Origin of the sequence: Streptomyces sp. NPDC058008, assembly GCF_042886395.1 — a bacterium.
Lineage (GTDB): Bacteria > Actinomycetota > Actinomycetes > Streptomycetales > Streptomycetaceae > Streptomyces.
In genome coordinates this window covers 107,391-126,537 of record NZ_JBHVQX010000004.1, presented here as the reverse complement: position 1 = coordinate 126,537, position 19,147 = coordinate 107,391, and the positions used below count along the sequence as shown (strand labels likewise).

The 19,147-nt window shown below is 71.2% G+C and carries 15 protein-coding genes and 1 pseudogene; 4 read left to right on the top strand and 12 right to left on the bottom strand.

What is annotated here, in order from left to right; genetic code table 11:
* The first annotated feature begins 233 nt into the window (after nt 1–233).
* A complete protein-coding gene (locus ACFVS9_RS05475; RefSeq protein ID WP_383115288.1) occupies nt 234–1,976 on the top strand; it encodes an ATP-binding protein in 1,743 nt (580 codons plus the stop codon).
* Nucleotides 1,973–2,650 (top strand): response regulator, encoded by a 678-nt coding sequence (locus ACFVS9_RS05470; RefSeq protein ID WP_389930220.1) that lies wholly within the window; start codon nt 1,973–1,975, stop codon nt 2,648–2,650. The genes ACFVS9_RS05475 and ACFVS9_RS05470 overlap by 4 nt, the downstream gene beginning before the upstream one ends.
* Nucleotides 2,651–2,716: 66 nt before the next feature.
* Here the strand turns inward: ACFVS9_RS05470 and ACFVS9_RS05465 are convergent, their stop codons facing one another.
* From ACFVS9_RS05465 to ACFVS9_RS05440, 6 genes are all read right to left on the bottom strand, one after another.
* Nucleotides 2,717–4,309 carry a cation acetate symporter gene (locus ACFVS9_RS05465; RefSeq protein WP_389930217.1) on the bottom strand — a complete coding sequence of 531 codons (1,593 nt, stop codon included), beginning with the start codon at nt 4,307–4,309 and terminating at the stop codon, nt 2,717–2,719.
* Nucleotides 4,306–4,746, bottom strand: coding sequence for a DUF485 domain-containing protein (locus tag ACFVS9_RS05460; protein ID WP_389930447.1), 441 nt, complete (start codon nt 4,744–4,746; stop codon nt 4,306–4,308). Before ACFVS9_RS05460 ends, ACFVS9_RS05465 begins: the two co-directional genes overlap by 4 nt.
* Before the next feature lie 129 nt (nt 4,747–4,875).
* Nucleotides 4,876–5,553, bottom strand: a complete 678-nt coding sequence (locus ACFVS9_RS05455) for a response regulator (protein WP_383115285.1) — start codon at nt 5,551–5,553, stop codon at nt 4,876–4,878.
* Nucleotides 5,550–6,713: a sensor histidine kinase gene (locus tag ACFVS9_RS05450; protein WP_383115284.1), complete on the bottom strand. Its 1,164-nt coding sequence runs from the start codon at nt 6,711–6,713 to the stop codon at nt 5,550–5,552. The genes ACFVS9_RS05455 and ACFVS9_RS05450 overlap by 4 nt, the downstream gene beginning before the upstream one ends.
* The gene (locus ACFVS9_RS05445; protein ID WP_389930212.1) at nt 6,710–7,246 is read right to left on the bottom strand and encodes a DUF1453 domain-containing protein; all 537 of its coding nucleotides are present in this window, start codon (nt 7,244–7,246) and stop codon (nt 6,710–6,712) included. The genes ACFVS9_RS05450 and ACFVS9_RS05445 overlap by 4 nt, the downstream gene beginning before the upstream one ends.
* Nucleotides 7,247–7,370: 124 nt before the next feature.
* Nucleotides 7,371–9,497, bottom strand: coding sequence for a type IIA DNA topoisomerase subunit B (locus tag ACFVS9_RS05440; RefSeq protein ID WP_383115282.1), 2,127 nt, complete (start codon nt 9,495–9,497; stop codon nt 7,371–7,373).
* Between the two features lie 434 nt (nt 9,498–9,931).
* On the opposite strand from ACFVS9_RS05440, the gene ACFVS9_RS05435 reads away from it, so the two are divergent.
* Entirely contained in the window at nt 9,932–10,165 is a 234-nt protein-coding gene (locus ACFVS9_RS05435) for a hypothetical protein (protein ID WP_383115281.1), read from the top strand.
* A gap of 116 nt (nt 10,166–10,281) precedes the next feature.
* Here the strand turns inward: ACFVS9_RS05435 and ACFVS9_RS05430 are convergent, their stop codons facing one another.
* The 6 genes from ACFVS9_RS05430 to ACFVS9_RS05405 all read right to left on the bottom strand — a co-directional run bounded on the left by ACFVS9_RS05430 (nt 10,282) and on the right by ACFVS9_RS05405 (nt 18,429).
* Nucleotides 10,282–11,112 (bottom strand): S1 family peptidase, encoded by an 831-nt coding sequence (locus ACFVS9_RS05430; protein ID WP_389930209.1) that lies wholly within the window; start codon nt 11,110–11,112, stop codon nt 10,282–10,284.
* Between the two features lie 130 nt (nt 11,113–11,242).
* A complete protein-coding gene (locus ACFVS9_RS05425) occupies nt 11,243–12,790 on the bottom strand; it encodes an RNA polymerase sigma factor (RefSeq protein WP_383118408.1) in 1,548 nt (515 codons plus the stop codon).
* Nucleotides 12,791–13,114: 324 nt separating this feature from the next.
* Nucleotides 13,115–13,981, bottom strand: coding sequence for a FadR/GntR family transcriptional regulator (locus ACFVS9_RS05420; RefSeq protein ID WP_383118409.1), 867 nt, complete (start codon nt 13,979–13,981; stop codon nt 13,115–13,117).
* A gap of 181 nt (nt 13,982–14,162) precedes the next feature.
* Nucleotides 14,163–15,923 carry an ATP-binding cassette domain-containing protein gene (locus ACFVS9_RS05415; RefSeq protein WP_389930206.1) on the bottom strand — a complete coding sequence of 587 codons (1,761 nt, stop codon included), beginning with the start codon at nt 15,921–15,923 and terminating at the stop codon, nt 14,163–14,165.
* 145 nt (nt 15,924–16,068) lie between these two features.
* The gene (locus ACFVS9_RS05410) at nt 16,069–16,833 is read right to left on the bottom strand and encodes an NUDIX domain-containing protein (RefSeq protein WP_383118406.1); all 765 of its coding nucleotides are present in this window, start codon (nt 16,831–16,833) and stop codon (nt 16,069–16,071) included.
* Nucleotides 16,834–17,079: 246 nt separating this feature from the next.
* On the bottom strand, nt 17,080–18,429 hold the full coding sequence (locus ACFVS9_RS05405; protein WP_389930202.1) for a DUF4192 domain-containing protein: 1,350 nt from the start codon (nt 18,427–18,429) through the stop codon (nt 17,080–17,082).
* Nucleotides 18,430–18,539: 110 nt separating this feature from the next.
* On the opposite strand from ACFVS9_RS05405, the pseudogene ACFVS9_RS05400 reads away from it, so the two are divergent.
* Nucleotides 18,540–18,983: pseudogene (locus ACFVS9_RS05400) on the top strand (DEAD/DEAH box helicase); the annotation flags it as partial.
* Between the last annotated feature and the right edge of the window lie 164 nt (nt 18,984–19,147).

Genomic DNA, 19,147 nt, shown 5'->3' with positions numbered 1-19,147 from the left:
TCCGGGTCCGGCCGGACGGTGGCGCGCCGGCCCCCGTCGCCGCCGCCGGACCGTGCGCGCAGGTACGGCGCGGCGCGGTCCGCGGCAGTGCGGGAACGATGCGGTACGGGCCGTCGGCCACGGCCGGGTACGGGTCCCGGGCGGGGAGCGGCGCGGTCACCAGCACGATCGCGTCGCGGGGATTCCCCGGAGGGGATTTCGGTGAGCACCGTTCGCCCCTTACCGTTCGTACGATGAGCGCCCCACCGACCACCCCGCGGGGCCCGCGCCGGTTCGGCTGGCCGAAGCGGGTCTTCTCCCAGGTCCTGCTGATGCAGCTGGCCATCATCACCGGCGTCACGGTCCTCGTCACGGGCCTCTTCCTGGCGCCGCTCAGTGACCAGCTCGACGACCAGGCGATGCGGCGCGCCCTGGCGATCGCGCAGAGCACGGCGGCACAGCCCCAGATCGCCGCCTCATTGCAGGCCACGGAGCCGAGCCCGGACGGTGCCGTCCAGGCCGCGGCGGAGCGGATCCGGCGGGCGACCGGCGCCGAGTACGTGGTGATCATGGACCGGAAGGGTGTGCGCTGGTCGCACACGGAGCCCGAGCGCATCGGCGGCGTCGTCTCCACCGATCCCAGCACGGCGCTCGCCGGCCGGTCCGTGATGGAGATCGACAGCGGCACCCTCGGACGCTCGGCCCGCGGCAAGGTACCGCTCCTCGACGCGTCGGACCGGGTCGTCGGGGCCGTCTCCGTCGGGATCGCGTACGACAGTGTCCGCGCCCGGCTGCTCGCGGCGATTCCCGGACTGCTCGCGTACGCGGGCGGCGCGCTGGCCGTCGGAGCGCTGGCCGCCTATCTGATCTCCCGCCGCCTCCAGCGGCAGACCCACGACCTGGCGTTCTCCGACATCTCGGCGCTGCTGACCGAGCGCGAGGCCATGCTGCACAGCATCCGTGAGGGCGTGGTCGCGCTCGACCGCACCGGGTGCGTCAGACTCCTGAACGACGAGGCCCAGCGACTGCTCGGCCTCGGCACCGACGTCATCGGCAAGCGGCTCGACGAGGCACTGGGCGAGGGGCGGACCACGGACGTGCTGGCCGGGCGGGTGGTCGGCGACGACCTGGTGACGGTACGCGGCAGCCGTGTGCTGCTCGCCAACCGGATGCCGACCGATGACGGCGGGGCCGTGGTCACCCTGCGCGACCGCACGGAGCTGGAGTACCTCGGCCGCGAACTCGACTCCACCCACGGACTCATCGACGCGCTGCGCGCCCAGGACCACGAGCACGCCAACCGGCTGCACACCCTCCTGGGGCTCCTGGAACTGGAGATGCACGAAGAGGCGGTGGAGTTCGTCACGGAGGTCGCCGGCGTCCATCGGGCGACAGCCGAACAGGTCACCGAAAGGGTCCACGACCCCCTGCTGGCCTCGCTCCTGGTCGGCAAGGCAACCGTCGCCGCGGAACGCGGGGTCGCTCTGCGCATGGCCGGGGAGACCATGCTGCCGGACCGGCTCGTCGACCCCCGCGGGCTGGTCACGGTCCTGGGCAATCTCGTCGACAACGCCCTCGACGCGGCCGCCGGCTCGGCCGACGCCGCGATCGAGGTCGGGCTGCGGGCCGACGGCCGTACGGTGGTACTGCGGGTGCGCGACAGCGGTCCCGGGGTCCCGGCCGGTGACCACGAATCCATCTTCATGGAGGGCTGGTCCACCAAGGAACTCCCGGCCCACGGCAAGCGCGGTCTCGGACTGCCCCTGGTACGCCGGCTCGCCGAACGGCAGGGCGGCACCGTGTCCCTGTCGGGCTCACCCGACGGCGGGGCGGTGTTCACCGTCGTCCTTCCGGAGGCCCTGCGGGAGCAGCCGGACGGGCCCGGCGTCCCGGATCGGGCCGCTCCCGGCCAGGGTGGCCCCGGACTGCCGGGCACCCGCGACGCGGAGGGCCCGGCGGCTCCCGTACGGCCCGCGACGTCAGGAGACGCCCCGTGATCGACGTACTGGTCGTCGACGACGACGTGCAGGTGGCCCGGATCAACGCGGCCTACGTCTCCAAGGTGCCCGGATTCCGGGTGGCCGCCGTGGCGCACTCCGCCGCCGAGGCGCTCGACAGGATCGGCGCGATGCCCATCGACCTGATCCTGCTCGACCACTACCTGCCGGACGGCAACGGTCTGGCCGTCGTGCGGGAACTGCGCGGCCTCGGCCACCACACCGACGTGATCATGGTGACGGCCGCACGCGATGTCGCGACCGTCCAGGCGGCGATGCGCCACGGCGCGCTCCAGTACCTGGTGAAACCGTTCGCGTACGCCGGGCTGCGCACCAAACTGGAGGCGTACGCGGCGCTGCGCCGCACCTTCGAGGGCGGCGGCGAGGCCGAGCAGACCGAGGTGGACCGGCTGTTCGGGGCCTTGTGGGCCACGGGCGCGTCCGATCTCCCCAAGGGGCATTCGACGACGACCGCGGAACTGGTCCGCCAGGCCCTGCGTTCGGCCGAAGGGCCGCTCTCCGCGCAGGAGATCGCGGAGAGCGCCGGAATGAGCCGGCAGACGGCCCAGCGCTATCTGAAGCTGCTGGAACGCACCGGCCGGGTACGGCTGTCCCTCAGGTACGGCGAGACCGGCCGTCCGGAGCACCGGTACACCTGGACCGCCGGCTCCTGACCCCGCCACGGCCGCGCCGGCGTCCGGACACCGCCCCTGCTCCGCCCTCCCCCGCCCGCACGGCTCCTACGCGGCCCCCGCCCCGGTCAGCGACCGGACCTCGGTCTCCGCGTGCTTGGCGGGGTCGGGCGGCTCGGGTGAGGTGACCGTACCGATCCAGCCGGCCAGGAAGCCCGCCGGGATCGACACCAGCCCCGGGTTCTCCAGGGGGAAGAGCGCGAGGTCCACCCCGGGGAAGAGCGAGGTGGGGCTCCCCGAGACCACCGGTGACAGCAGCACGAGCAGGACGGCCGGGATCAGCCCGCCGTAGACGGCCCAGACCGCTCCGCGCGTGGTGAAGTCCCGCCAGAACAACGAGTAGAGCAGCGCGGGGAGGTTGGCGGAGGCCGCCACCGCGAAGGCCAGCCCCACCAGGAACGCGACGTTCAGGTCCTGGGCGAGGAGCCCGAGCGCGATGGCCACCACCCCGATGCCCCCCGCCGCCACCCGCGCGACGCCGACCTCGCTCCGCGCCACGGCCCCCGGCCGCCGGAACGAGGCGTACAGGTCGTGGGCGACGGAGGCCGAGGAGGCGAGGGTGATCCCGGCGACGACGGCGAGGATCGTGGCGAAGGCGATGGCGGCCACGACCGCGAAGAGGACCGTGCCACCCGTGGAGCCCTCCCCTCCGCCGAGGACGAGTGCCAGCAGCGGGACGGCCGTGTTCCCGGACGTGCTGGAAGCCCGGACCTCCGCGGAACCGACGAGTGCGGCGGCTCCGAACCCGAGCACGACGGTCATCAGGTAGAAGCTGCCGATCAGTCCGATGGACCAGACCACACTGCGCCGTGCCGCGCGGGCGGTGGGCACCGTGTAGAAGCGCGACAGGATGTGCGGCAGACCGGCCGTGCCGAGGACGAGCGCCAGGCCGAGGCTGATGAAGTCGAAGCGTGCCGTCCAGCTCCCGCCGTACTTCAGTCCGGGCGAGAGGAAGTCCCGGCCGTGGCCGCTGCGTTCGGCGGCGGACGTGAGCAGGGCGTTGACGTCGCCGTGGAAGCGGACGAGGACGAGGGCGGTGAGCGCGACGGCTCCGCCCATCAGCAGGACCGCCTTGACGATCTGGATCCAGGTCGTGGCGCGCATACCGCCGAACGACACGTAGATCACCATGAGCGCCCCCACCCCGACCACGGTCCACGAGCGGGCGGTGTCGCCCGTGCCGCCGAGCAGGAGTGCGACGAGGCTGCCGGCCCCCACCATCTGGGCCACCAGGTACAGCACCGACACGGTGACCGACGAGGTACCGACCGCCGTACGCACCGGACGCTCCGCCATGCGGGCCGCAACGACGTCGGCGAGTGTGAACCGCCCGCAGTTGCGCACGAGTTCGGCGACGAGGAGCAGGACGACGAGCCAGGCCACGAGGAATCCGACGGAGTAGAGCATGCCGTCGTAGCCGAAGAGGGCGATCAGCCCCGAGATGCCCAGGAAGGACGCGGCGGACATGTAGTCACCGGCGATGGCGAAACCGTTCTCCATGGGGGAGAAGAGCCTTCCGCCCGCGTAGAACTCCTCGGCGGAACCCTGCCTGTTCCGGCCGACCCAGGTGGTGATGCCCAGGGTCACGGCGATGAACAGGCTGAACAGGAGCAGTGCCAGCGTCTGGTGGTCCCCTCTCACCGGCCGGCGCCTCTCGTCATCTCCTGGGTCTCCCAGCGCAGTTCCAGCGCGACACGGTCCCGGTGCAGCCGCGCGTGACGGGTGTAGGCCCAGGTGAGCAGGAACGTGGTGAGGAACTGCCCCAGCCCGGCCACCATGGCCACGTTGACCGTTCCGACGACGGGGTGCGCCATCAGATCGTGCGCGGTGGTGGCGGCGACCACGTAGGCGAGGTACCAGAGCAGGAAGGCGGCCGCCCCGGGAATCACGAACCGCCGGTAGCGGCGGCGTACCTCGCGGAAGGCGGGGCTGCTCTGCACCTCCAGATAGATCTCGGCCGCGCTGTGGCCGCGCCGCTCCGACGGCCCGGACCGTCCGTCGGGCCCGAGGGCCCCGGCGCCGTCCGGCTCGCCCGTTCCGACGGCCGGGGCCTCGTCCCACGGGTCGTCGAGCCGCATCGCTGCGGTGCCCGGCCCTGCTTCCTTCTCCACCGACAACTCCCTTGTCCACGAGCCTTTTCGGCCGCGTAGCCAAGAATGGGCAGACCGGGATCATCCCCGGCACTTCAATCGCCCTGCTTCACCTTTTCAGGTGATGGAAGTGCCGGGTGGGTGCGCGAGCCCCCGGCCGTAGGCATAGCGCACGGCCCCTGTCCTGTCACGCGCTCCCGACTTGGCGAAGAGGTTGTTGATGTGGGTCTTCACCGTGGCCCGGGAGATGTGCAGTGTGCGGGCGATCTCCGTGTTGGACAGCCCGTCCGCGATGAGGACCAGCACCTCGGCCTCGCGGGGGGTGAGCCCGTCGGGCAGCTCGGCCGGAGGCGGCGCGGCCCGCTCGACGTCCTGGGCCGTGACCCGCTCCAGCAGCCGGCTCTGCACCTTGGGCGAGAGGCCCGCCTCGCCGGAGAGCACGGCCTCGATGGCCTGGGCGATCTCCTCGCCGCGGGCGTCCTTGGTCAGGTAGCCCCGCGCGCCCGCCCGCAGCGCGGTGAACAGCGAATCGTCGTCGGCGAAGGTGGTGAGGACCACCACCTGGGTGCGGGGGTACTCCTTGCGGATCCGGCGGGTGGCTTCGACGCCGTCGCAGCGGGGCATTCTCAGGTCCATCAGGACCACGTCGGGGGCCGTCCGGGCGACGAGAGCCACCGCTTCGTCGCCGTCCCGTGCCGCTCCGACCACCTCGATGCCGGGGAGCAGGCCCAGCAGCATGACGATGCCCTCACGGACCACCGACTGGTCGTCGGCGACCACGACCCGCGCGTTCACGCGGGCACCCGCAGATTCACCACGAACCCCTCCTCGTCCGGCCCTGCCTCCAGCGTCCCGCCGAGCAGTTCGGCACGCTCCCTCATCCCCACCAGACCGTAGCCGGAGCCACTGACAGCAAGCTCGCCCGGCGGACGGTGACCGCCGGTGTCCCGTACCTCCAGGGCCACCGCGTCCGGCTCGTAGTCCAGCCTGACGGAGACCGCCGCCCCCGGGGCGTGCTTCCGGGTATTGGTCAGTGCCTCCTGGGCCACCCTGCGCACCGTCTGGGACGCTTCCGCGGTCAGCTCCCTGCGCTCCCCCGCCACGGACACCTCGGCCGGCTCACCGGCCACCAGCTGCCGCAGGAAGTCCTCGACCGGGGTCATCTCCCCCCGCAGCGCGGACAGCGCCTGTCGCGTCTCCGCGAGGCCCTCACGCGCCATGGAGCGCGCTGCCACGACCCTCTCCAGCACCTGGTCGCGGAATTCCGCGGAAGGCTCCCGTTCGATCAGCAGCCGGGCGGCCTCCAGGTGGACCAGCTGGGCCGAGAGGCTGTGGGCGAGCACATCGTGGATCTCACGGGCGATCCTGGACCGCTCCGCCAGCGCGGCGGCCCCGGCCTCCGCCTCCCTCGCGGCCCTCTCCTGGGCGAGGAGCCGCTGCGAACTGCCACGGGCCTCCGCGTCCAGCCGCAGCACGTACCCGCCCAGGCACAGGCTGCCCGTGGTGATCACGGTCGTCAGCCATCCGTCGCCCTTGACGACCGCGTAGGCGAGGAGGCTCATCGCGGTGAGAGGAACCGCGGCGAACAGCGGGAGCCGTTCCAGGGCGACCACGGCGCATCCGCACCAGAGCACGACCGCGAGTGCCCCGGCACCGGCCTCCAGAGCCCCGAACGCCACGAGCGTGAGAACCATCAGCAGCCCGAGGGACGGCCCCAGGCGGTGGTCCCTGGTGGTACGGAAGAAGGCTCTGCCGGCCGCCGCGCACCCCGCCGTCACCAGCAGGCCCACCGCGACCTGCCAGAGGGCGAACCGCCCGTCCGCGAACGCGTTCCAGAGGAGGCCGACGAACACCGCACTCCACACGAACCGTCCGATCATGGCCCGGGGCCGGGTGTGGGGGGCGCGGGTGAGGGCTTCCCCCGAGGGCCAGCTCGTCCACGTACCGGCGTTCACACACAGCCCTTCGACGCGCGTCGTGCGGCCGGCGGGGCGTCGTCGGCCAGGAGACCCCCGGTCACACCGTACTGGGCGCGCAGGTCCCTGCTCCGCAGTGCCAGGACCCCGCCACGTGCGAACAGCAGGGCGGCGAGCGGTATCAGCAGGGCCGCCGTCCCCTGGTGCACACCGAGCAGAACGGCGGACGCGGCCAGCGCGAGGCGCAGGGTGATTCCTCCGGCCCACACGAGGGCGGTGGCCCTGGTGCCCCGGCTCAGGACGGAAGCGTCCGGCCCCTGCCACAACCGGGCGGTCCAGCCCCAGCCCGCGCCGGTGACCAGTCCCACCACGAGGCCCGCGCAGAGCATGACCGCCGACAGTGCCACGTGACGGTCGTCGAGGGCTCCGTCGCCGCGCAGGGCCACGACGGACAGCACCAGGGGCAGGATCCACCACCGCTTCCCGTCACCGACTCGCCGGGCCGAGAACTGGCGGGAGACGATCAGCGCGACGACCGCGACGATCACCAGGACGTTGAAGAGCTCCGGCATGGGGCAGCCTCCGAGTGGCGTGGGATCCGACGTCCTCGACGCTACGCAGGCACGGCGGTCACGGGATCAACTCAGGGGCTGGCCCGTGGGTGGAGATCGTGTCTCCACCCACGGGTGGGGAGCCTCAGACGTCGATGCGCGAGCGGTCAAGGGTGGCCGCGGAGCTGGTGATGAACTCCTTGCGGGGGGCCACCTCGTTGCCCATCAGCAGGTCGAAGACCTGCTCGGAGGACTCCAGGTCACCGATGTTGATCCGGCGCAGTGTGCGGTGCCGCGGGTCCATCGTGGTCTCCGCCAGCTGGTCCGCGTCCATCTCGCCGAGACCCTTGTAACGCTGGATCGAGTCCTTGAACCGGACGTTCTTCCGCTGGAGCTCCAGCAGGGTCTGCCGCAGCTCGTTGTCGGAGTAGGTGTAGACGTACTTGTCCTGGCCCTTCTTGGGCTGGACGAGCTCGATCCGGTGCAGCGGGGGCACGGCCGCGAAGACCCGGCCCGCCTCGACCATCGGCCGCATGTACCGCTGGAAGAGCGTCAGCAGCAGGGTACGGATGTGCGAACCGTCGACGTCGGCGTCCGTCATCATGATGACCTTGCCGTAACGCGCCGCGTCGATGTCGAAGGTGCGTCCGGAGCCGGCTCCTATGACCTGGATGATGGCCCCGCACTCCGCGTTCTTGAGCATGTCGGAGACGGACGACTTCTGGACGTTGAGGATCTTGCCCCGGATCGGCAGCAGCGCCTGGAACTCGCTGTTGCGGGCCAGCTTCGCGGTTCCGAGGGCCGAGTCCCCCTCCACGATGAAGAGCTCGCTGCGCTCCACGTCGTCGCTCCGGCAGTCGGCGAGCTTCGCGGGCAGCGAGGAGGACTCGAGCGCGGTCTTGCGACGCTGGGCGTCCTTGTGCTGGCGGGCGGCGATACGCGTGCGGGCGGCGGCGACCGCCTTGTCCAGCACCGCCCTGGCCTGCGCCTTGGCGTCACGCTTCGTGGACGTCAGGAACGCCTTGAGTTCCTTGGAGACCACGTTGGCCACGATCCGGTTGGCCGCCGAGGTGCCCAGCACCTCCTTGGTCTGCCCTTCGAACTGCGGCTCCGCGAGGCGTACGGTGACGACCGCCGTCAGGCCTTCCAGGGCGTCGTCCTTGACGATGTCGTCCTCGGCCACGCGCAGCATCTTGGCGGAGCGCAGGACCTCGTTCACCGTCTTCGTGAGCGAACGCTCGAACCCGGTGACGTGGGTGCCGCCCTTCGGGGTGGCGATGATGTTGACGAAGGACTTCAGGTTGGTGTCGTAGCCCGTGCCCCAGCGCAGGGCGATGTCGACACCCAGCTCGCGGGTGACCTCGGTGGCCGTCATGTGCCCGCGGTCGTCCAGGACCGGCACGGTCTCCTTGAACGTTCCCGTCCCGCTCAGACGCTGGACGTCGCAGACGGCCTTGTCCTGCGCCAGGTACTCGCAGAACTCGCTGATCCCCCCGTCGAAGCGGAAGGTCTCCTCCGTCTTGCCCTCGCCGTCGATGCCCCGCTCGTCGCGTACGACGATGGTGAGGCCCGGCACGAGGAACGCGGTCTGGCGTGCACGCTGGTACAGCGTCTCCAGGTTGAGCTTCGCGTCCTTGAGGAAGATCTGCCGGTCCGCCCAGTACCGCACCCGGGTACCGGTACGCGTCTTCGGTACGCGCTTGCCCTTGCGGAGGCCGTTGGCGGGGTCGAACGGGCTGTCCGGGCCCTGCTCGGTGAACATCCCCGGGACGCCGCGCCGGAAGCTGATGGAGTGGGTCGCGCTGTTCCGGTCGACCTCGACGTCCAGCCGGGCGGAGAGGGCGTTCACGACGGAGGCGCCGACGCCGTGCAGGCCGCCCGACGCCGCGTAGGAGCCGCCGCCGAACTTTCCGCCGGCGTGCAGCTTGGTCATGACGACCTCGATGCCGGAGAGCCCCGTCTTGGGCTCCACGTCCACGGGAATGCCGCGGCCGTTGTCGCGGACCTCGACGGAGGCGTCGTCGTGGAGGATGACCTCGATGGAGTCGCAGTAGCCCCCGAGAGCCTCGTCGACCGAGTTGTCGATGATCTCCCAGAGGCAGTGCATGAGCCCACGGCTGTCCGTGGACCCGATGTACATCCCGGGGCGCTTGCGGACGGCTTCGAGCCCTTCGAGGACGAGAAGGTGCCGCGCGGTGTAGTTGGAGCTGTCCCTGTCTGCGCCGCCTGCTCCGGTCAGCAGCGCAGTGGACGGCACGGAATCGGCGGTCACGCGGTTCGCTCCTCGCTGAATTTCATTTGGGGCCCAGTGGGTAACGGGCTCGGCCTCGGTAGCCGCTGAGAGCCTACCGAGGCCTGGTAGAGCGGTTGTAACGCCACCCAGGGGGAATCCTCATGCTAGTGCAGCCTCGCATACACGTTCGATCATTCGTTGGAGTGACGTGCACATCACGTTCCCTTCGAGGCATGAACCATTTAGGCTCCGGGCACGTCCTCATGAACAACCCGGCAACCCAGCCGGCGGGACCGGCCCACACAAGCAACGCGAAACCGTAGCGCTACGCAATACGGCACATTCGCCGCCAACCGGCAACAGACAGCCATCCTGAGAAGAAGTTTCGAAGAAATGCCACGAGCGGGAACGTTTTCGGCCTGGTTGGATGTTGACCCTGGTACGACAGCTCGTCGAGCTAGAGAAGAGGCGACGTGACTACTGTTCTGACCCCCGCGAGCCCGCTGACCGCAGCAGACCGCTGTGACCGTTGCGGCGCCCAGGCATATCTGCGCGTCGTCCTGATCAGCGGCGGTGAACTGCTCTTCTGCGCCCACCACGGGCGCAAGTTCGAGCCGGAACTCAAGAAGATCGCCGCGGAAATACAGGATGAGACAGACCGGCTCACTGCCGTGCAGGCCAGTGGCGCCGACGAGGAACAACACTGACACCTCGCATCCACGACGAGCCATGGGTACGGTCCAGGACCGGCCGACGGGCGGCCTCCCCTCGGGGAAAGCCGCCCGTTCTCGTACCGTCCGGCGTGGCGGTGAGGTGTCCCGGATCAGCTCCGGCCGGCCATCCACCCGATGGCCGCTGACACGCGCGTGTAGACGCCGGGGCTGTCGGGGCTCCCGCAGCCGCTCCCCCAGGAGACGAGCCCGATGAGGCGCCCACGGGCCACCAGCGGGCCTCCGCTGTCCCCCTGGCAGGCATCCCGCCCCCCGGCGGTGTCACCGGCGCAGAGCATCGACGAGGCGTCGTACGCGCCGTGTGTGCCGCCGGGGTACGCCCGGCCGCAGTCGCCGTCCGGCAGGACGCGCACGGAGGCGGCCCGCAGCGCGGACGAGTAGGCCCCGTAGCCGGTGGTGTCCCCCCAGCCGTACACCGTCGCGGCGGTACCGGGCTCGTACGCGGTGCTCCCGGCCTGTGCCATCGGCAGGACGCCGCTCTCCGGCAGGGCCTGGTCCAGGGTGAGGACCGCGAGGTCCCCCTTGTTCGTGTGCGGGTCGTAACCAGGATTGACCCACGTCGAACGCACCGGGATCTCCTGGCCGCCGGGTCCGTTCAGCTCGTCCCGCCCGGCGATGACCCGCAGGTCCGGGACGTCGGGGACGGCCGCCCCCAGGACGTCCTCCCTCAGGCAGTGCGCGGCGGTCAGCACCTTGGTGGGGGCGACGACCACTCCCCCGCAGAACTGGCCCGCGCGGGTTCCTCCGAACCGGTCACGGCTCGACAGCGCCACCGTCCACGGACTGTCCGCGACGGACACCGGCCTTCCGCCGACGATGATGCTGTCCGCCGCCGCGGTGGCCGGCGGACCGAGCGGTATCACCGCGGCGGCCACGGCCAGGACGAAGGCGGGCGGCAGGACACGGACCGGGATGCGGGGCATGGAGGCTCCTTACGCCGAGATGAACAGTTCCCACTCAGCGTCATCCGCCCCCGTGCCCGCCGCATGCGGACATGGGCCGGGCCCGGAACCTCAGAAGGTTCCGGGCCCGGCCCATGTCCACACGAACGGTCTAGTCGAGGTAGTCGCGCAGCACCTGCGAACGCGACGGGTGGCGCAGCTTCGACATCGTCTTGGACTCGATCTGACGGATGCGCTCGCGCGTCACGCCGTAGACCTTGCCGATCTCGTCCAGGGTCTTCGGCTGGCCGTCCGTGAGACCGAAGCGCATCGACACCACGCCGGCCTCACGCTCGGAGAGGGTGTCGAGCACGGAGTGCAGCTGCTCCTGGAGCAGCGTGAAGCTCACCGCGTCCGCGGGAACGACGGCCTCGGAGTCCTCGATCAGGTCTCCGAACTCGCTGTCGCCGTCCTCACCCAGCGGGGTGTGGAGAGAGATCGGCTCACGGCCGTACTTCTGGACCTCGATGACCTTCTCCGGGGTCATGTCGAGCTCCTTGGCCAGCTCCTCCGGGGTGGGCTCACGGCCCAGGTCCTGGAGCATCTGGCGCTGCACGCGCGCGAGCTTGTTGATGACCTCGACCATGTGCACCGGGATACGGATGGTGCGGGCCTGGTCGGCCATGGCGCGCGTGATCGCCTGGCGGATCCACCATGTGGCGTACGTGGAGAACTTGTAGCCCTTGGTGTAGTCGAACTTCTCGACCGCGCGGATCAGACCGAGGTTGCCCTCCTGGATGAGGTCCAGGAAGAGCATGCCGCGGCCGGTGTAGCGCTTGGCCAGCGAGACCACGAGACGGAGGTTGGCCTCCAGCAGGTGGTTCTTGGCGCGGCGGCCGTCCTCGGCGATGATCTCCAGCTCGCGCTTGAGCTTCGGCGCGAGCTTGTCGGAGTTGGCGAGCTTGTCCTCGGCGAAGAGGCCTGCCTCAATGCGCTTGGCGAGCTCGACCTCCTGCTCGGCGTTGAGGAGGGGGACCTTGCCGATCTGCTTCAGGTAGTCCTTGACCGGGTCGGCCGTGGCACCGGCGACGGCGACCTGCTGCGCGGGGGCGTCGTCCTCGTCGTCGTCGGAGAGGACGAAGCCCTTGTTCTCGCCCTCGCCCTCCTCTTCCTCGCCCTTGCCGGCCTTTACTTCCTCGACCGCCTCGTCGCCGTCGAGCAGCTCGTCGTCCTGCTTGCCCGACTTCTTCGCGGCGGTCTTCTTGACCGCGGTCTTCTTCGCGGCGGTCTTCTTGGCGACCGTCTTCTTGGCCGCCGCCTTCTTCGCGGGAGCAGCGACGGCGGCGTCGTCGGCCGCCACGTCAGCGCTCTGGGCAGCTGGGGCGGCAGACGCCGCGACGGTCCGGGTCACGGTCGTCTTGGCCGCGACGGTCTTGGTGGCGGTGCGCTTGACCGGGCTCTTCGCTGCGACGCTCTTGCGGGCGCGCTTAGGCGACTCCGCGGCACTGACCATCAGCGTCACACCCTCTTCCTCGAGGATCTGGTTGAGGCTGCGCAGAACATTCTTCCACTGGGTTGGCGGAATCTGGTCAGCCTCGAAGGCCCGACGCACGTCATCGCCGGCGATCTGCCCATCAGCCTTTCCCCGCTCGATGAGCGCCATCACAGACTCGGACTCGGCGATCTCCGGCGGGAGCGTACGGGATGTGCTGGCCGACACGAACAACCTCTCGGAACGATGGAAACGGCTTCCGGCCCGGCCCCGGAGGGGGCTGGAACCGACGACCGTCGGCTGGGGATGTCGCCGACGGCGCGGGCTTGGCCTCAGAACTGCACAGCGCACTACGTGGCTGCTGTATTCCTTCCGCGGCGGTCACCTCTTAAGTCATCGCACTGTTTCGAGGAGTGTTACGCCCAATTCGCGTGGCCCCAGTCACACCTCATTCGCGACAAACAGAACCAGGGATCACATTTCCGCGTAATCATGCCGCCGAACCGCTCGGGCCCGGCGGCACACGGTCCGTATACCCCGGTCTCGCCGTGCTCAGTGCTCGCGGGGTGCGGGAACCACCCGGTCCCCGTCGGTGTGGCCGACCAGCAGCTGCCGCATGGCGGCCTCGGCACCGGCGGAATCACCCGACGCGAGAGCCTCCACGATCCGCGCGTGGTGGCCGAGGGACGCCTCCGCGGGCCGGTCGCAGCCGGCGACGGGACCACCGGACACATGCAGGGCCGCGGACACGATCCCGGAGAGGTGTTCGAGCATGCGGTTGCCGGCCGCCTGGATCAGCAGGGCGTGGAACTCCGCGTCGGCCCGGGAGAAGGTGATGGCGTCCCCCTGGCCCATCGCGTGCCCCATGATCTCGATCATGTCGCCGAGGCGCTGCTGAATGTCCTCGTGCCCATGACCGGCGGCCAGCCGTGCGGCCAGCGGCTCGATGGTCCACCGGAGGTCCTCCAGCTCACGGCGCTGGTCATCCCGCTGCGGGCCGAAGGCGCGCCATTCGATGATGTCGGGGTCCAGGAGATTCCAGTCGCTCACCGGCCGGACCCTCGTACCGACGTTGGGCCGGGCACTGACCAGGCCCTTGGCCTCCAGCACCCGCAAGGACTCCCTCACGACGGTCCGGGAGACCTCGAAGCGCTGGCCGATCTCCTCCGGGACCAGCGGGCGGTCGGCACCGAGGTCACCGGAAACGATCATCTGGCCCAGCTGCTGGACGAGTTGGCCGTGAAGTCCACGGCCGCGGCTGGCCGTGCCGCGCCGGCTCGCCCGCCCCAGGTCGGATTCGGCGCCTCCCCACGAACGGAGAGCGGCGCGCTCGCCGGCCGGCGACTCCGTGTAGGGGTAGCGGTCGAGTTCGCCCGGACCGGCGAGGCCGGAGTCGGCGGAGCGGGCGGCGGTCATCATGGTGTGCGCAAGGGTACTCACGCATCCTTTGTCGGCGCGGCTCACCCAGCCCTTGAGGTCTTTGCTGAAAAGCACACGAAAGGGTGATCGGCACCCACCTCTCAATTGACGCGTTATCGGTAGAAATCACACCTTTTGGCGCGAGTTGTCGGCAAGGCGGCACCTGCCCTGCTCGATGCGGTCACCAACGGGCCCTCCCGCGAAGGCTGGTGAACACATACGCGCAGATCAAGGCAGACAGCGACAAGGAAAGCGCCAGCCCCACGGGTTGGGCGACGACCCGCACGACGGCCATGGCCCACCGGTCCGTCTCGTGGGGCCACTGCGGCCAGCCGAGTTCACGGAGCCGTCCCGGCAGCCCGCCGATCGAACGGGCGGACGGCCCCGCGAGGAGCTTCTGCATCAACGGCACGACGAGGACCGGTACGGCGAGTACGGCAGCCACACCGGCGACGGTCAGCCGGAACACTCCGGCCCCCAGCAGCCCGGCCCAGGCACACCCGACCGACAGGCCCGCCCAACTGACTGCCAGCTGAGGCGCGTTCTCCGGTACGGCCACCAAGTCACCGCCGTACACCAGGCGCAGGGCTTCGGCGTCACCCAGCACCGCCAGGAACGCCAGCAGCAGCGCGACACCTGCCGAGACCACCAGCTTGGCCACCAGGAGGCCGAGACGGCGGGGCACCGTCCCCCGCCCGGCGGCCAGTGCCGGGTAGCGGAACTCGTCGCCGAACGAGAGGGCGCCCAGCAGTCCCGCGGCGAACGCGGCGGGCGGGAGCGGCAGCAGGTCCGGCCAGGCGGCGAGCAGGTCGGGCAGGGGGGTGACCCCGGTGCGGGCCAGCAGCACGGAGGTCACCGCGGAAGCGGCCAGAGCGGCCGTCATGACCAGGACGGCCGTCCTGACGCCGAAGAGGCGGCGCAGCTCGTACCGCAGAGGCTGGAGCGGGCCCCGCGCGGGCCGTACGGGGATCGGCGGGGGCAGCTGCGAGATCGCCACGGTCGAGGCGGGCCCCGGCAGGACGGCCCTCACCGGACCACCGCCGGGGCCTGGGGCGGACACGGCCTTCGGGCCCGCGTCCCCGGTCTCGTCGGCCAGTTGGTGCACGGGAAGACCGTGCCGGTACGCCGTGTCCCCGACCTCGGCGCAGCTGCTGCCGTACACCGACAGCCGGCTGCCGTCCTCGGCCACCACTTCGACCGGGCGCCGGGCGGCCCGGGCCTCACGGCTCATCACCGCGGCCAGCCGGGCGGCGTGCGGGGTGCGGACCGCGACCCTGGGCCGCAGCCGGGTCCGGGAGAAGTCGGCGACGTCCTGGTCCGCGAGGAGGCGCCCTTCGTCGATGGTGACCACACGGTCGGCGGCGCGGGCCGCCTCCTTGGGATCGCCGGTCGTGTGCAGGACGGTACCGCCCTCGGCGGCGTGGGCCCGGAGCAGGCCGTGGAGCCAGCTCCTCTCACGCGGCGAGAGCCCCGCCGTGGGCTCGTCGAGAACGAGCGTGTGGGGGTCGCCGAGCAGGGCCGACGCGAGGCCGAGCCGCCTGTCCATACCCGCCGAGAGGGTCCCGATGCGCTGGTCTCCCAGCCCCGAGAGGCCGACGACCTCGAGCAGTTCGTCGGCACGCGAAGCGGGAACCCCGGCCGCCGCGCAGAGCATGCGGAGCTGGCCCCGAGCCGTACGCGCGGGATGCCCCGGTACGTCTCCGAGCAGCACCCCCACCTCGCGTGCGGGATGAGCGATGCGGTGCAGCGGGCGCCCCTTGAAGTAGGTGACGCCCCTTCCCGCTTCGAGTTCGAGCATCAGGCGCAGGGCCGTGGTCTTGCCGGAGCCGGGAGCTCCGAGGAGCGCGGTGACAGTACCGGGCCGCGCTTCGAAGGTGAGGTCGTCCACGACGGGCGGACAGTCGCGGCTGGGGGTGCTGGTGAGTCCGATGGCCTGGAGCATCGCTTCTCTCGCGGAGGGTGAGACCGCCCGGCGGCAGGGTGGAGTACCCCAGCAAGATAACGCGACATTTCGGACTTTTGGCGCACCGTTGGTTCTGTGGGCGTTCCGCAGGTTCGCACGGTGTGAGCCCGCGGACCCGCCCCGGTCAGACTTCGGGCCTCAGCATCGGAGGGTTGAGCACCGTCGCCGCACCGGCCCGGAACAGCTGCGCGGGGCGGCCTCCCTGGCGCGTGGTGGTCCCTCCGGACGGGACCAGGAAGCCAGGGGTGCCCGTGACCTTGCGATGGAAATTGCGGGGGTCCAGGACCACCCCCCACACCGCCTCGTACACCCTTCGCAGCTCGCCGACGGTGAATTCCGGCGGACAGAACGCGGTGGCCAGCGAGGAGTACTCGATCTTCGAGCGGGCGCGCTCCACCCCGTCGTCGAGGATCCTCGCGTGGTCGAAGGCCAGCGGAGCGGACTGCTCGCCCTCGCGGCCGAACCCGCCCCCGGGCCCGAGCAGGTCCTCGACCGAAGCCCAACGGGCGCTGTTCGCGTCACCGCCGGCCCGCGGGGCGGGGAGGTCCGGAGCCAGCGCGAGGTGCGCGACACTGACGACGCGCATCCGGGGGTCACGGTCCGGGTCACCGTAGGTGGCCAGCTGCTCGAGGTGGGCGCCGTTCCCGACGGCGGGCGCGGACGGATCGTGCGCGCAGAGGCCGGTCTCCTCCACGAGTTCACGCGCTGCCGCCGCACCGAGATCCTCATCGGTCCGGACGAAGCCGCCGGGGAGCGCCCATCGCCCCTGGAACGGCGATTCACCACGGCGTACGACCAACGCGCAGAGCGCGTGACGTCGCACCGTGAGGACGACCAGGTCGACGGTGACAGCGAAGGGCGGGAAGGTCGACGGGTCGTAGGGCGGCATGCCGAAATCATAGTCGTCTGCCTGACGATAAACACTCCTTTCGCAACATCGGCTCGGCTCCCGGCCGGCCTTCCTCGCCCCGCGGCCCCCGTCCCGTGACCGCCCTGCCCTTGTCCCTCCACCACGTGGGCTGCCGGACCCCCGGCCGGCCCCACCCCGCAGGGTCCGGTGCCCGGCCCCGGCTCTCGCAGCCGGGACAGGGCCGTCCGGGAGAGGACCTCGGCCACTCCGGGAGGACGCTTGCCGTCAGTCATGAATCCGGGCACCTCGGTGTCCCGCCCGCCGACGAGTGCCACGGGCGGGACCCCGGCCAGCGGCCGGACCGGGTCGGGAGGCGGCGCCCGGCGCCTGCCGGTTCGCCACCCCGCCCTTGCGCCTCACCGGCGGAACGCGCTCGGGCCGTGGGCCGGTCCGGCGTTCCGTGCGCCGTCCCCCGCGCTGCCGCGAGGCGCTGTCGCCTCCGCCCCCGTCGCGCTGCTCGCGCTCGCTCCGGAGGCAGCGCCGCAGCGTCTCCGGGTCCAGGCCCTGATTGCACGCCTGATGCAGCAACTGGGCGAAGGTGTAACCGGGGTCGGCCCGCAGCGCGAGCCCCAGAGCCACCCGCGCACCGGCCTCGTCGCCGGTGGACCACGAGACCCAGCCGGCCAGGGTGAGCGGCGCGGCAGCGTGTTCCACGTACGGGCCGACGCACCGGCGGGCGAGCACGCGCCACAGCCGCAGCGCCGTCCCACCCTCCAGGCCCTCCATCCACTCGGCGGCCCGGTCCCTGGTCTCACGGTCCTGGAGGCCGAGGATCACGGCCGCCGCCTCCTCCACGGTGATCAGGCCGTGGTCAGCGCCGTCCGCCTCGGTGGGGCCGGCCGCAGGCGCGCTTCCGAGGCGTCGCATGAGCTCACGGGCGAGTGCCAGCGTCCGCCCGGCCACCTCTCCTCGGCCGTCGACGTCGAGGATGCGGGACACCAGCTCCGCGCCCGCCGAGTCCAGCGCCCGCTCCTGTTCCTCTGCCACCGCGCCTTCCCACGGCATGAGCCGCGCCTCCATCTGCCGCAGCGAACCGCGCACCTGGACCCCCGCGTACGCGGCTGCGGCCGCCATCACGGTGGTGCCCGGGAGCGCCAGCGGGTTGCCGTCGGCCGGACAGCAGCGCTCGTCGGGGCAGCAGTAGGACCAGTAGCGGCCGTCGGAGATGCAGAGCGCTTCGAGCACGGGAACGTCGAACGCCCCGCAGGCCGTGCGCAGGCGCTGGGCGAGGGGCCTCAGCCGCTCCATGGTCTGTGTGGCGCTCTCTCCCTCGGCGGGATCCTGGCAGAGGAAGACGACGATCGCGTCAGGACGGGATTCGCGCCGCTCACTTCCCGCGATCAGGCAGTGGGCCAGCTGGTCGGCGACCGGCGCCCACTCCTCCGGCTCACGGGGGATGCCCAGCCTGAGCCGGCCGCCGAAGCGGCCCCGGCCGCCGTGCAGCGCCACCATGACCACGCTGTCGTTCGGATGGAAGCCCATCAGGTAGGGAAGGGCGTCGGCGAGCTCGGCGGGGCCGCGCAGGGTGATCTGCTGTACGTCGGACGGTCCGGTGGATTCGTCGTGCTTGTTCATGGCACGACCGTCCCGCGGGCCGCCGATTTCCGCGACCCCTGTGGATAACTTTGTCCACAGGCCGCGGCCACCGTTCGCGGTTTGTCGTAGGCATCGGGTTGCATGGGGGCATGACCAACGCAGACCGCGCAGAGCTCAGGGCCTCGGCCGATTCCGTACTCGCCCGTCTGGTCGGCGACACCACCGGCACCGCCCGGCTGCGTGAGGACCAGTGGCGGGCCATCGAGGCCCTTGTCGCCGACAGGCGCAGGGCTCTGGTGGTCCAGCGGACGGGCTGGGGCAAGTCCGCGGTGTATTTCGTGGCGACGTCGCTGCTGCGGGCCCAGGGCAGCGGGCCGACGGTGATCGTCTCCCCCCTCCTCGCCCTGATGCGCAACCAGGTGGCCGCCGCGGCCCGGGCCGGCATCAGCGCGCGCACGATCAACTCCTCGAACACCGAGGAGTGGGACACCGTCCAGGCCGAGGTGGCGGCGGGCGAGGTGGACGTCCTGCTGGTCAGTCCGGAACCGCTGGCTTCTCCAAATGCTGCGACACATGGCCTTCGAAGGATTGCCTTGCCGGGCCGCAGAACTGGGCAGCGTGTTGGTGCACGCCGCTTGTCGGGGCCGGAGGATCGCCCGGCCGTTGTTCAGCGTGGCGGTCGAACACGCACGAGCGGCCGGCACCGAGACGGTGCTTCTGCTCTACCGCTCGGACCTCGTGCCCCAGGGGTCGCGGT

What these genes read in the sequence shown, in the direction of transcription:
- ACFVS9_RS05420 (WP_383118409.1), bottom strand. Translation starts at nt 13,981, where the DNA reads ATGATGACCGCCGCCCGCTCCGCCGACTCCGGCCTCGCCGGTCCGGGC.
- ACFVS9_RS05475 (WP_383115288.1), top strand. Translation starts at nt 234, where the DNA reads ATGAGCGCCCCACCGACCACCCCGCGGGGCCCGCGCCGGTTCGGCTGG.
- ACFVS9_RS05405 (WP_389930202.1), bottom strand. Translation starts at nt 18,429, where the DNA reads ATGAACAAGCACGACGAATCCACCGGACCGTCCGACGTACAGCAGATC.
- ACFVS9_RS05430 (WP_389930209.1), bottom strand. Translation starts at nt 11,112, where the DNA reads ATGCCCCGCATCCCGGTCCGTGTCCTGCCGCCCGCCTTCGTCCTGGCC.
- ACFVS9_RS05415 (WP_389930206.1), bottom strand. Translation starts at nt 15,923, where the DNA reads ATGCTCCAGGCCATCGGACTCACCAGCACCCCCAGCCGCGACTGTCCG.
- ACFVS9_RS05445 (WP_389930212.1), bottom strand. Translation starts at nt 7,246, where the DNA reads ATGCCGGAGCTCTTCAACGTCCTGGTGATCGTCGCGGTCGTCGCGCTG.
- ACFVS9_RS05460 (WP_389930447.1), bottom strand. Translation starts at nt 4,746, where the DNA reads ATGCGGCTCGACGACCCGTGGGACGAGGCCCCGGCCGTCGGAACGGGC.
- ACFVS9_RS05410 (WP_383118406.1), bottom strand. Translation starts at nt 16,833, where the DNA reads ATGCCGCCCTACGACCCGTCGACCTTCCCGCCCTTCGCTGTCACCGTC.